Origin of the sequence: Pseudomonas sp. NFX224 (assembly GCF_048565165.1) — a bacterium.
In the GTDB taxonomy this organism is placed as follows: domain Bacteria; phylum Pseudomonadota; class Gammaproteobacteria; order Pseudomonadales; family Pseudomonadaceae; genus Aquipseudomonas.
On the sequence record NZ_CP183416.1, the window covers coordinates 4,386,057 to 4,398,680 of the forward strand.

Sequence of the window (12,624 nt, forward strand, 5' to 3'; positions counted from 1 at the left end):
ATCGCATTTCCTTGTAGGCGCTGCCGAAGGCTGTGATCTTTTGCTTTGAGCCCCCGGTTTCTGCGGGCTACAAGTATTTATAGGGTATTTGCTCTAAAATGACCGCTTGTCATTCTTGAGTCATAAATGTGACTGTAGAGGCTGCTTTTGGCTCTAGTCGACCCTTGGCAAAGCTGCTACTCTCGGCGCGCTTTGTGACTTCTCGGCCTTCTGTCAGCCAGATTCACCAATGACCAAACACCAATAATAATCGCATCAAATGCGGTGCTGAATTCGCGTTGCTGAGGAGTGGGCTTCCATGAACGAAGACTTTTGGAAGGATAAGTACCCAGCTGGAATTGCTGCAGACATCAATCCAGACGAGTACCCGAATATTCAGGCAGTGTTGAAGCAATCCTGCCAACGCTTCGCCAACAAACCGGCATTCAGCAACCTGGGCAAGACAATCACCTACGGTGAACTGTACGAATTGTCCGGTGCCTTTGCCGCGTATTTGCAACAGCATACCGATTTGCAGCCGGGCGATCGAATCGCCGTGCAATTGCCCAACGTGTTGCAGTACCCGGTTGCCGTCTTCGGTGCCATCCGCGCCGGGCTGATCGTGGTCAACACCAACCCGCTGTACACCGCGCGGGAAATGGAACACCAATTCAACGACTCTGGCGCGAAGGCCCTGGTCTGCCTGGCCAACATGGCACACCTGGCGGAAGCCGTGGTGCCGAAGACCGGCGTCAAGCACGTGATCGTCACCGAAGTCGCCGACCTGCTGCCGCCGCTCAAGCGCCTGCTGATCAACAGCGTCATCAAGTACGTGAAGAAGATGGTGCCGGCGTATCACTTGCCAAAAGCCATCAAGTTCAACGACGTGCTGAGCAAGGGCCATGGCCAGCCAGTGGCTGAAGCCAGCCCGGCCAGCAGCGATGTGGCGGTGTTGCAATACACCGGCGGCACCACCGGCGTGGCCAAGGGCGCGATGCTGACCCACCGCAACCTGGTGGCGAACATGTTGCAGTGCAAGGCGCTGATGGGCTCCAACCTCAATGAAGGTTGCGAAGTGCTGATCACGCCGCTGCCGCTGTACCACATCTATGCCTTTACCTTTCATTGCATGGCGATGATGCTGATCGGCAACCACAACATCCTGATCAGCAACCCGCGCGACCTGCCGGCGATGGTCAAGGAACTGTCGAAGTGGAAGTTCAGCGGCTTCGTTGGTCTGAACACCCTGTTTGTGGCGCTGTGCAACAACGAAGGCTTCCGCAAGCTGGATTTCTCGGCACTGAAAGTCACCCTGTCCGGCGGTATGGCCCTGCAACTGGCCGCGGCCGAACGCTGGAAAGCGGTCACCGGTTGCGCCATCTGCGAAGGTTACGGCATGACCGAAACCAGCCCGGTGGCCACGGTCAACCCGATCCAGCACATCCAGATCGGCACCATCGGCATTCCAGTGCCGTCGACCCTGTGTAAAGTCATCAACGATGCCGGTGTCGAGCAGCCGATGGGCGAAATCGGTGAACTGTGTGTGAAAGGCCCGCAAGTGATGAAGGGCTACTGGCAGCGTCAGGACGCCACCGACGAAATGCTCGACAGCGAAGGCTGGTTGAAGACCGGCGACATCGCACTGATTCAGCCGGATGGCTACATGCGTATTGTCGATCGCAAGAAAGACATGATCCTGGTGTCCGGTTTCAACGTGTACCCGAACGAGTTGGAAGACGTGCTGGCGACCCTGCCAGGCGTGCTGCAATGCGCGGCCATCGGTGTGCCGGACGAGAAGTCGGGCGAGGCGATCAAGATTTTCATCGTCGCCAAACCGGGCGTGACCCTGACCAAGGAAACGGTGATGGAGCACATGCGCGCCAACGTCACCGGCTACAAGGTCCCGCGCTCCGTGGAGTTCCGCGATGCACTGCCGACCACCAACGTCGGCAAGATCCTGCGCCGTGAACTGCGTGATGAAGAGCTGAAGAAGATCAACGCGAAGAAAGCCACCGCGTAAAACAAGAAGCCCCGCAGATGCGGGGCTTTTTGTTGGGTGATGCTTTGATTGAACGGCTTTTGTGGCGAGGGAGCTTGCTCCCGCTGGGCAGCGAAGCGGCCCCCAAACCTGCAACCGCGTTTCGTCAGGTACACGCCATTCGCTGGGCCTACGACTGCTGCGCAGCCGAACGGGAGCAAGCTCCCTCGCCACAGTGGAGCGGGGTTTACTGGCGGAACGGGGCGAAGTTGACGTTGGTGCCCGCCGGACGCATGTCCTGCAAATACGAATCCTTGTCGGCACTCAGTTCCAGGCTCAGGGCCGCTTTACGCTTGCCCTGGTTGCGAACCACCAGGCCTTCGAGCTTCTCGCGCAGGAACACCGTTGGCACTTTCAGGTGCAACAGTTCGTCGGTATCCGGGGTGTGCATCAGCAGGTGAATCCACTCGTACTGACCAACGGCCAGGCGCGCCACCGGAATATCGAACCACCAGATATTGCGGTTGCGGTTCAGTTCGGTGAAGTGGCAGTTGTTGACGCCAAGCACAGCACCACCAAGTTCCTGGTTTCTGCGGGCAATGGCCTGCTTTTTATCGAGTTTCATAACATTCCTGCGGGGATTGGATCTTCAGCGCCATGGCGCCAATACGTGGCGCATTCTCAAGGGTAGCCGGGCAAACATAAAGCTCAACCTGCACCGAACGATGAAATGTCCTGGCGAAAATAAATGAAACTCCGCGCAAACGCCCTCGGTCAACCTTGTGTAACGACTTTTCCTCACATTGAAATGTACGCAGGAGAATCACCATGGGCAGCACCAGCGATAAAGTCAAAGGCATGGCCAACGAAGCCGCCGGCAACGTCAAGCAAGGCGTCGGCAAGGCCACCGGTAATGACAAGATGCGCGCCGAAGGCGTGATGCAGGAAAAGAAAGGCGAAGCGCAACAAGCGGTCGGCAAAGCCAAGGATGCCCTCAAAAAAGGCATCGACAAGGCTTGAAATGGGCTTTGATGAAAACCAGAAGCGGCCATCCCCGGATGGCCGTTTTTGTGTCAGCCTGAACTTGAGCGATGAAATTGTTTCAAAGTCGCCAGGTAGGCTACTTTGATGAAAGAAAACGGCCCCTGAGTCGCCACGACTTCAACCCCATCCTGTTAGCGGCGAATGGAGACGCGAATGATTTTCCCGGACATGAGAGGCCTGCCCCTGCACCGTGTGATGGTGCGCACGGTCACCGAGTTCGTCGACGACGAGATGTCGACCTATGCCTCGGCGCTGGCCTATCAAATGCTGTTTTCGCTGTTTCCCTTCATCCTGTTCCTGATTGCCCTGATCGGTTTCCTGCACCTGCCCGACTTTTTCTCGTGGTTGCGCCTGCAATCGGAGCTGGTGCTGCCGCCCCAGGCCCTGGAACAGGTGAACCCGGTGATCGACCAACTCCAGCAGTCCAAGGGCGGATTGCTCTCGGTGGGTATCGTGATTGCCCTGTGGACGGCGTCCGCCGGTGTGCGGTTGATGATGAGCGCGATGAACGCCGCTTACGATGTGGTTGAAGGCCGTCCGGCGTGGAAGCGTTTTCCGCTGTCAATTATCTACACCGTCGGCATCGCCGGCATGCTGTTGATCGCCGCGGCGCTGATGGTGCTCGGGCCGCAGGTAATGAGCTGGATCGCCGCGCAAGTCGGCCTCGAATTCTTCATCGTCACGCTCTGGACCATCGCACGCTGGCCGGTGATCGTGATTTTGCTGATGGTCGCAGTGGCGCTGATCTACTACGTCATGCCCGACGTCAAACAAGAGTTTCGCTTCATCACCCCGGGCTCGGTGCTGGCGGTGGTGGTGTGGATCATCGCGTCGCTGGGTTTTGGTTTGTACGTCAAGGAGTTCGCCAACTACAACGCCATGTATGGCAGTATCGGCGCGATCATCGTGTTGCTGTTGTACTTCTACATTTCTGCCGCCGTGCTGTTACTGGGCGCGGAGATGAATGCGGTGATCGAGCACATGTCGCGAGAGGGCAAAGACCCGGGCGAAAAAGTTGCCGGCGAGCAGGGTCCCGTCCATGAGGAAAAACACCACGTGTCTGGACTGGGCCGTGATCATTCGCACCCCAAACCAACCATTGACGAAACCTGACCATGATTCGTGAAATCCTGAAAATGGGCGATGAACGCCTGCTGCGCATCGCCCCGCCAGTGCCCGCCGAAATGTTCGACAGCCCGGAGTTGTGGCAGCTGATCGACGACATGTTCCAGACCATGGAAAGCGTCGGCGGTGTCGGCCTGGCCGCACCGCAGATCGGCGTGGATTTGCAACTGGTGATCTTCGGTTTCGAGCACAGCGAGCGTTACCCGGACGCCGAAGCGGTGCCGCAGACGATCCTGATCAACCCGTTGATCACACCGCTGAGCCCGACGCTGGAAGAAGGTTTCGAAGGCTGCCTGTCGGTGCCCGGTCTGCGTGGTGCGGTGGAGCGTTATCAACACATTCGCTATGAAGGTTTTGATCCCAAGGGCGAGCCGATCGTGCGCGTCGCCTCGGGGTTCCATGCGCGGGTGGTGCAGCATGAATGCGATCACCTGATCGGCCGTTTATACCCGTCGCGCATAAGCGATTTCAGCAAGTTCGGCTTTACCGAAGTGATGTTCCCGGACCTTGATCCCAACGCCGACGATTGAATCCACCACAAGCCACGGTGGGAGCAAGTTCGCTCCCACCGTTGTTCAGGGCTCCAGCCCCATCGCAATCATTGGCTTGCTTCGCGCATAACGACTCAAACGCTCAACCATCGCGTAAGGCATGGGCGGATCAAACGTAAAACCGCGCCGCTCATAAAAATCCCGCAAGTCCGGATGGCAGAACAGCCACACCGGCAGTTCGCAATCCTTCACCGCCGCCGTGATCAACGCGGCGGCAATCCCTTGATCGCGACAGGACGGATCGACAAACAGTCCGGTCAGCCAATGCCCGCCGGAGACCGGACGCAAACACAACGCGCCGACGATTTCATTGCGCCGGGCAACCCACAATTGCGCATCGCGAACCGCTTTCATTGACGATTGATGCGCGCGGTAAAACTTGTTCATCAATGGCCAAAGTGGCTCATCGAGTCGGGTGAATTGCGTGTCGGGCATGGTCTCGGACTGTCGGTGCACGAAACGGGCGATTATAAAAGAACGCGTGCTCAAGGATAGGTGTATACCTGATCTCACATCCCCTATGAGTGGAGTGCGCATCATGTCCAAAGGTATGGATTCAAAGAAAGCCGACAAGAAAAAACCGGCCAAAACCGCCATTGAAAAGCGCGCCGACAAGAAAGCCAAGAAGCTGAATGTGTTCGGCCATTGAGTCACCCGGACCCTGTAGGAACTGCCGAAAGCTGCGATCCTTTGATGTTGTGAAATATCAAGATCAAAGGATCGCAGCTTTTGGCAACGCCTGCAGATTGAGATATTCAAGCCATCAAATAATCTGCAAGAAATCCCGGCGCCGTTGCACAGAAGGGGAATGGTCCCCGATCCGAGCAACGCCATGCCCCATTACTTCGATAGTGCCCATCAAGAAGAAATCGAAACCCTGCGCCAACGCCTGACCGCCCGCACCGAGTGGCCGACCTGGCTGTTGTTGATCGGCATGCCGGCGCTGTCGATTGCGATGATTCGCTCCTACTATGAACACCGACCGCACGCGGCAGCAGAGCAACGAAGCGTGCTCAACGAAGCGGCGTGGCCGTGGCGCGGGCTGTTCCTCAACCTCAATTTTCATCTGGTGCATCACGACTTACCGGGCCTGCCCTGGTACGACTTACCCCGTGCTTATCGCGCACGCCGCGAGCAATGGCTGGCGCGCAGCGGCGGATTTCTGGTGCGAGGGTATGGCCAGTTGTGGCGTGAGCATGGGCGGCATCCGTTTCAGTGATTTTCATGATCCACACCCAACCCTGTAGGAGTGAGCCTGCTCGCGATTGATCCAAAGCCCTTCGCCAATACCGTGGCCATAGCGGCTCCCTCCAAGCTGAACCGATTTTGTCCTCGATACTGGCCGACTAGTGGCCTTGCAAGCCCAACGTGTCTGTCTATGCTCACGTGTAACTATCTATGTCGACCGCAATGTCACGGTTAGTCCCAGAGTGCGCAATCCAAGGCACCGACACACTTGAATGGAGCTGTCCTGAAAGGGAGTTTTGCTTATGAGCACGTTAGGGTTGGCCCGCCACCGGGCTATCAAGAGAAGGATGTCTTGATGAGAGTGTCGCAATAGGGACCCCTCCGATCGAACATCATCAATCACCTGACTGGTCCTTCCTTTTTGGAGGGGCGCGTGTGCCTGTTCTGCTGAACGTAGTGGTGGATTTGAAAGACCAGCAACTTTCATAAATCAAAACAACGCGCTTAGGGTGATACGACCATGTTTAACCTTCATCACAAGGCTGACCTGCTTGAGATCGAACGCTTTAGCTGCGCGCTGACCGAGGCTAATGCCAAGTTGGCGGCGGTCAGCCGTTCGATGGCGATGATCGAGTTCACGCCGGATGGCATCGTGCTCGATGCCAACGAAAATTTTTGCGTCGTCATGGGGTACGGCGTCGACGAGGTCCGCGGCAAACATCATCGGATATTCTGCGAAGAGGTGTTTTATCGCAGCGAGCAATACGCCAAATTGTGGCGTGACCTGGCCCGTGGCGAACCGGTCAGCGGCACTTTTTCGCGTTTGAACAAGAGTGGCAAGGAAATCTGGCTTGAGGCCAGTTACATGCCGGTATTCGGCCCCGACCGGCAGGTGCGCAGTGTGATTAAGGTCGCCACCGACATCACGGCAAGGGTCAACAAGGAACACGAAAACGAAAGCATGCTCGCGGCCATTGGCCGCTCCATGGCCGTGATCGAGTTCAGCCCGGATGGCCGGGTAATTACCGCCAACGAAAATTTCCTGAAGACCATGCAGTATTCGCTCAACGAAGTCGTCGGCCAGCATCACAGTATGTTTTGTCACCGCGCTGAAGCCGAGTCCCAGGCCTACCGGAATTTCTGGGCCTCGCTCAATCGTGGCGAATATCACTCGCACCGTTTCGAGCGCAAGAACAAGCAGGGTCAGACAGTCTTCCTCGAAGCCTCCTACAACCCGTTGTTCGACGCCAAGGGCCGACTGTATAAAGTGGTGAAATTCGCCAGTGATATCACCCAGCAGATGACCACTCTGCAAACGGCCGCTGAATCGGCCCACAGCACCTCGGTGCAAAACGACGTCTGTGCACGCAAGGGGTCGGAGGTGGTGCAGCAGACGGTGCAGATCATCCAGGACATTTCCAAAGACCTGAACGAAGCGGCGCTGAGCATTGATGCCGTAAGCAAGCAGTCCGACATCATCGGCACCATCGTTCAGACCATCCGCGGCATTGCCGATCAGACCAACCTGCTGGCGCTCAACGCCGCGATCGAAGCCGCCCGCGCCGGTGAGCATGGACGAGGTTTCGCGGTCGTTGCTGACGAAGTGCGCAGCTTGGCCGCGCGGACCAGCCAGGCGACGCTGGAGATCGTCGACGTGGTGCGCAAGAACCATGATTTGTCATTGAGTGCGGTGTCGAGCATGCAGTCGAGCTTGAGCCGGACGGGGCTTGGGGTAGAACTGGCGAACGAGGCGGGGGAGGTGATCCTGGAGATTCAGCAAGGCTCGCGGCATGTGGTGGATGCGATCAGCCAGTTCAACTCGACGTTGCAGTTGAATTAAAACGCAGGAGCTGCCGCAGCCTGCGGCAGCTCCTGCGCGTCCACCTGTTAAAGCGCAGCGAGGAACTGGTCGACCGCCGGTAGTGTGTTCTGGTCGCCACTTTCCTGCTCTTTTTCAGCCTTGGCGATTTCGGCCTTGTCCTGCATACGCTGAGCGATTTCTTCGCCGATCGCTTTCTGCTTCTCTGGCGGCATTTGGTCGATCTCTTCCTGGGTCAGGCCCATTTCATCCAGGATCGCATCGCGCATGCGTTCTTCCGGCGTTTTACTCATGTAGTCCTTGAACTGGTCCGTGGCTGAGCCTTTGTTCCCGACCGAGTCCTTGACGCCCTCAGGCAGTGGCGCATAGACCGCTTGCAGGTTCACGCGGGTTTTGGCGAACGCCTCATCGACATTGTCGCTGACCTTGGCGGCCTCGCTGACCTGTTGCGTGGCCGATTGGGTTGCCGATTCCTGGACCTGCGTCGTGGCTTGCGTGGTTTGCGCCTGCACGTTGTTTTGCAGGGCCTGGGCCATGACGCTTTGAAGACCGGCGGCGGCTTCGGCGGTCGGATCTTCACCTGGGCGTTTGGGGAGAGGGGTTAAAAGGTTTGGTTTTGCACTGACCAACATGATGAGTGACCTTGCAGGTTTTTGTGGTGCAGTACCTTGAGCAAAGAGTATGCCTAAAGAAAAAACATTAAATAAATCAGTTGGTTGATGATTCTATTGGGAGGGGTTAGCCAGATTCGCGGTCAAGCTTTGCCGCTGGACGGCAAACGTTTGCTGCATGGCTCGACGGCTCAGGGCAGGCCATTGCAGCAATGCTTCAGGAAGCCGGGATGCTGCGCCAGACGTTTGAAATACTCGTCGATGGCAGGGAAGTCCGGGCGCTCGATTGGTGTCATCAACCAGCGATTGACCGACAGACCGATCACAATGTCAGCCAGGGTAAATCTGGCCCCGGCAACATAGGCCTTGGTGGTCGCCAGTTGATGTTCGAGGATGGCCATTTTCTGATTCCAGCCCCGCACGCCGACGTCGATGCGATGCGCGTCCTGATACTCCGGATCCTTGCGCACCAATGCCATGAACGCGTAGCTCCACGAGGCATTCAGATCGGTGGCCTGCCAGTCCATCCATTGTTCCACCCGGGCGCGCGCCGCCGGATCGCCGGGCAGCAACTCGTGGTGGTGTTGATGTTTGCCGGCCAGATAGCGGCAGATGGTATTGGACTCCCACAACACCCCGGCTTCATCAATGATTACCGGCACCTGGGCGTTGGGATTGAACCTGAGGAACTCGGGGCTGTGGGTCGAGGCAAAACCGCTGCCCCAATCCTCGCGCTCAAAGGACAGGCCCAGCTCCTCGCACGCCCACAGGACTTTGCGGACGTTGATCGACGAGGCTTTACCGAGAATTTTCAGTGTGTGTTCCATTGAGCGACTCCACCGGGAATGGCGTATAGGCAATTGTAGGTGCTAACGAAGGTAACCCCACACAAAGCCTGTGCGACGTGGACTATGTACTCTCGCGCACCTTCAACTCAAACCCCATGTCCTGCACCGGTTTGGCCACGGTGTTGCCGGCCATCAGCGTCAGCATCTGCTCCGCCGCCCGGCGACCAATGGCTTCACGTGGGGTGCTGATGCTGCTCAGGCGCGGCACCATGTGGGCTGAGGCCGGCAGGTCGTTGAAACCAAGGATCGCCACCTGCTCGGGGATTTTGATCCCATGGCGCATCGCTTCCAGCAACGCGCCCTGGGCCAGGTCGTCGTTGCCGAAGAAGATTGCATCCACGTCGGTATGGCTGGCGATCATCTGCAAGAACAATTCACCGCCCAGGCCGACGGAAGACGGGCGAGGGGTCAGCACTTCCAGAGCCGGGTCATACAGTCCGGCCTTCTGCAGCGCGCGGCGGAAGCCTTCGCCACGCAGCAACGTGCGTTGATCCAGTTGTGCGCCGATGTAGGCCAGACGTTTGCGACCTCGGGACAGCAAATGTTCGGCGGCGGTTTCGCCAGCGGCCAATTGCGAGAACCCGACGCAATTGAGCCCGGCGGCGCTGTCCAGTTCCATCATGTACACGCACGGAATGTTGCTGGCCTCGATCATCCGCCGCGAGCTTTCGGTGCGGTCGAAACCGGTGAGCAGCAAGCCGCGCGGCTGATAGGCCATGTAATTGCGCAGCAGGTTTTCTTCTTCGTCACGCGAATAGTGGAAGTTGCCGATCAGCACTTCGAAGCCCTTGGGGCGAAGAACCTGATGAATGGCTTCCAGGGTATCGATGAACAAAAGGTTGGACAGCGACGGCACCAACACCACCACCGAATGGCTCTGGGCCGAGGCCAAGGCGCGGGCAGCAGGGTTGACCACGTAGTTGAGCTCAAGCGCCGCTTTCTGCACCTTTTCCACCAGTTCGGTGGCCACGGTGCTGACGCCGCGCAGGGCGCGAGAGGCGGTAATCGGGCTGACACCGGCCAGGCGGGCAACTTCGTTCAGGGTAGGGCGGCCAGTGGTGCGGGTATTTTTATCGTTCTTAGTGGGATTCATCGACGGCTTGCCAAACAAAATTCAAGGCACTAAGGTAGCGCTGTCTCGATGCAGCTGCAAATGCGTGAGCGGGGGTTCGCCTGATCCTCGCTTTTTGGCGTTGGGAACGAACATGCTGCAACCCATAAAATGACAAGAAAGGCGTCGGCAACTTCTGCTTTTGGTCTAGTGTCATAACTGGCAAAGGTAGCGCTGTCTGCGCGCTGAGGTGTTACATGAATCATCCCATCACCGCCCTGGTCATCATGGGCGTTGCCGGTTGCGGCAAGACGTGCGTCAGCGAAGCTCTGTGCCAACTGAGCGGCGCCACTGCCATTGAAGGCGACTCTTTTCACCCTGCCGCCAATATCGAAAAGATGAGCGCGGGTATCCCCCTGAACGATGAAGACCGTGCCGGCTGGCTCGACAGCCTGTGCGATGAACTGCGCCGTATCGACGCCACGGGCCAGCGCCCGGTGCTGACATGCTCGGCGCTCAAGCACATTTATCGCGAACGCTTGCGCAGTGCCTTGCCGGGCCTGGGTTTCGTGTTCCTGAAACTGACCCCCGAAGTCGCCGCCGACCGCGTTTCGCACCGGCCGGGCCACTTCATGCCGTCGACCTTGATCGACAGTCAGTTCGCCACCCTCGAATCCCCCGTCGGCGAGCCGTTGACCCTGGCCCTTGATGCTTCGATCCACAGCGTCGATGAACTGGCCGTTCAAGCGCACCACTGGTGGCTTGAGCACGGCCTGAATCGCGCCGGTTAATTTTGCTTGCAGAGATAGCGCTGTCCTTATGGCTTTCGAATTACCCGCTTTAATAACAACAACAACCAGGAGACACCCCTAATGTTTGGCATGTCCCACGAAACGTTCCTGCTGCTTGATGCAGTGGTCACGGTGATCGGGCTTATTGTCCTGATCACCAAATTCAAGTTGCACCCCTTTCTTGCCCTGATCATCGCCGCCGCCTTCCTCGGGCTGACGTCCGGCATGCCGATCGGCACCATCATCAAGGCGTTCCAGGACGGCTTCGGTGGCGTGCTCGGTTTCGTCGGCATCATCCTGGCGTTGGGCACCATGCTCGGCAAAATGATGGCCGAGTCGGGCGGTGCGGATCAGATTGCGCAGACGTTGATCCGCGCTTTCGGCAAGGACAAGGTGCAGTGGGCGATGATGTTCGCCGCGTTCCTGGTCGGCATTCCGCTGTTCTTCGAAATCGGTTTCGTGCTGCTGATTCCGTTGGTGTTCATCGTTGCCCGCCGCACTGGCGTGTCGATCATCAAGATCGGTATCCCGCTGCTGGCCGGCCTGTCCGCAGTCCACGGCCTGGTGCCGCCGCACCCGGGACCGCTGCTGGCCATCGGCGTGTTCGGTGCCGACATCGGCAAAACCATTCTTTATGGTCTGATCGTGGCGCTGCCAACGGCGATCATTGCGGGTCCGATCTTCGGTACATTCATCGCCAAGCACATCCCGGGTCATCCGAACCAGGAGCTGGTGGATCAACTGGCCCGCGAATCGGATTCGGCCGATCTGCCGAGCTTCGGCATCACTTTGGTGACCGTGCTGCTGCCGGTATTCCTGATGCTGCTCAAGACTTTTGCCGACGTGGTGCTGCCGGATGGCAACATCTTCCGCGCCTTCATGGACCTGATCGGTCACCCGATTTCGGCGTTGCTGCTGGCGTTGCTGCTGTCGCTGTACACCTTTGGCTACAAGCAGGGCATCGGTTCCAGCCAAATGATGAAATGGCTGGACGCGAGCCTCGCGCCGACTGCCGCGATCATCCTGATCATCGGTGCCGGTGGTGGCTTCAAGCAGATGCTGGTGACCAGCGGCGTGGGTGACGTGATCGGCCACATGGCGGTGAACGCACAGATCTCGCCGATCCTGCTGGCCTGGCTGGTGGCGGCGGTGATTCGTATCGCCACCGGTTCGGCGACCGTGGCAACCATCACGGGCGCCGGCATCGTGGTGCCGGTGGTGGGGATGATTCCGGGTGTGAACCGTGAGCTGCTGGTACTGGCGACCGGTGCCGGTTCGTTGATCCTGTCTCACGTGAACGACGCCGGTTTCTGGCTGGTGAAGCAGTACTTCAACATGACCGTGGCTGAAACCTTCAAGACCTGGACCGCGATGGAAACCATCCTGTCGGTGGTGGGTTTGGGCTTTATTATGTTGTTGTCGCTGTTCGTTTAAGCGATCCGCCAGACACAAAAAAACCGCAGCGATGCGGTTTTTTTTGTGGGTGAGAATCTGTGGGAGTGCATATCTTGTGGCGAGGGAGCTTGCTCCCGCTCGACTGCGAAGCAGTCGTAAACCCGGTAAACGCGTACGACCTGAAGAACTGCGGTGTGCGATTTGGGCCGCTTCGCAGCCCAGCGGGAGCAAGCTCCCTCGCCAC

The 12,624-nt window shown here is 58.0% G+C and carries 11 protein-coding genes and 3 pseudogenes; 9 read left to right on the top strand and 5 right to left on the bottom strand.

Annotated features, from left to right (window positions below; all coding sequences use genetic code 11):
- Positions 1–298: 298 nt before the first annotated feature.
- Entirely contained in the window at positions 299–1,999 is a 1,701-nt protein-coding gene (fadD1, locus tag ACNYC6_RS20010) for a long-chain-fatty-acid--CoA ligase FadD1 (RefSeq protein WP_419708830.1), read from the top strand.
- Between the two features lie 205 nt (positions 2,000–2,204).
- On the opposite strand, the gene ACNYC6_RS20015 is transcribed toward fadD1, so the two are convergent.
- Positions 2,205–2,582, bottom strand: coding sequence for a hypothetical protein (locus ACNYC6_RS20015; RefSeq protein WP_007990351.1), 378 nt, complete (start codon positions 2,580–2,582; stop codon positions 2,205–2,207).
- A 203-nt stretch (positions 2,583–2,785) separates the two neighbouring features.
- Here ACNYC6_RS20015 and ACNYC6_RS20020 point away from each other — a divergent pair, with 203 nt between their 5' ends.
- The 3 genes from ACNYC6_RS20020 to def all read left to right on the top strand — a co-directional run bounded on the left by ACNYC6_RS20020 (position 2,786) and on the right by def (position 4,656).
- Positions 2,786–2,977, top strand: a complete 192-nt coding sequence (locus ACNYC6_RS20020) for a CsbD family protein (RefSeq protein ID WP_419708831.1) — start codon at positions 2,786–2,788, stop codon at positions 2,975–2,977.
- A 177-nt stretch (positions 2,978–3,154) separates the two neighbouring features.
- The gene (locus tag ACNYC6_RS20025; RefSeq protein ID WP_419708832.1) at positions 3,155–4,114 is read left to right on the top strand and encodes a YihY/virulence factor BrkB family protein; all 960 of its coding nucleotides are present in this window, start codon (positions 3,155–3,157) and stop codon (positions 4,112–4,114) included.
- Between the two features lie 2 nt (positions 4,115–4,116).
- Positions 4,117–4,656: a peptide deformylase gene (gene def, locus ACNYC6_RS20030; protein ID WP_419708833.1), complete on the top strand. Its 540-nt coding sequence runs from the start codon at positions 4,117–4,119 to the stop codon at positions 4,654–4,656.
- Positions 4,657–4,701: 45 nt separating this feature from the next.
- On the opposite strand, the gene ACNYC6_RS20035 is transcribed toward def, so the two are convergent.
- Complete coding sequence (locus tag ACNYC6_RS20035; RefSeq protein ID WP_419708834.1) at positions 4,702–5,112, bottom strand: GNAT family N-acetyltransferase; 411 nt, start codon at positions 5,110–5,112, stop codon at positions 4,702–4,704.
- A gap of 475 nt (positions 5,113–5,587) precedes the next feature.
- Here ACNYC6_RS20035 and ACNYC6_RS20040 point away from each other — a divergent pair.
- The 3 pseudogenes from ACNYC6_RS20040 to ACNYC6_RS20050 all read left to right on the top strand — a co-directional run.
- Positions 5,588–5,896: pseudogene (locus tag ACNYC6_RS20040) on the top strand (fatty acid desaturase); the annotation flags it as partial.
- A 594-nt stretch (positions 5,897–6,490) separates the two neighbouring features.
- A pseudogene (locus ACNYC6_RS20045) lies at positions 6,491–7,159 on the top strand (PAS domain-containing protein); the annotation flags it as partial.
- Positions 7,160–7,288: 129 nt separating this feature from the next.
- A pseudogene (locus ACNYC6_RS20050) lies at positions 7,289–7,705 on the top strand (methyl-accepting chemotaxis protein); the annotation flags it as partial.
- Positions 7,706–7,752: 47 nt separating this feature from the next.
- Here ACNYC6_RS20050 and ACNYC6_RS20055 read toward each other — a convergent pair.
- The 3 genes from ACNYC6_RS20055 to ACNYC6_RS20065 all read right to left on the bottom strand — a co-directional run bounded on the left by ACNYC6_RS20055 (position 7,753) and on the right by ACNYC6_RS20065 (position 10,236).
- Complete coding sequence (locus tag ACNYC6_RS20055) at positions 7,753–8,316, bottom strand: hypothetical protein (protein WP_419708835.1); 564 nt, start codon at positions 8,314–8,316, stop codon at positions 7,753–7,755.
- A gap of 170 nt (positions 8,317–8,486) precedes the next feature.
- Entirely contained in the window at positions 8,487–9,122 is a 636-nt protein-coding gene (locus ACNYC6_RS20060) for a glutathione S-transferase family protein (protein WP_419708836.1), read from the bottom strand.
- Between the two features lie 82 nt (positions 9,123–9,204).
- Entirely contained in the window at positions 9,205–10,236 is a 1,032-nt protein-coding gene (locus ACNYC6_RS20065) for a LacI family DNA-binding transcriptional regulator (protein WP_419708837.1), read from the bottom strand.
- Positions 10,237–10,451: 215 nt separating this feature from the next.
- Here ACNYC6_RS20065 and ACNYC6_RS20070 point away from each other — a divergent pair, with 215 nt between their 5' ends.
- The gene (locus tag ACNYC6_RS20070) at positions 10,452–10,985 is read left to right on the top strand and encodes a gluconokinase (RefSeq protein WP_419708838.1); all 534 of its coding nucleotides are present in this window, start codon (positions 10,452–10,454) and stop codon (positions 10,983–10,985) included.
- 81 nt (positions 10,986–11,066) lie between these two features.
- Complete coding sequence (locus tag ACNYC6_RS20075; RefSeq protein ID WP_419708839.1) at positions 11,067–12,419, top strand: GntP family permease; 1,353 nt, start codon at positions 11,067–11,069, stop codon at positions 12,417–12,419.
- Positions 12,420–12,624: the final 205 nt, after the last annotated feature.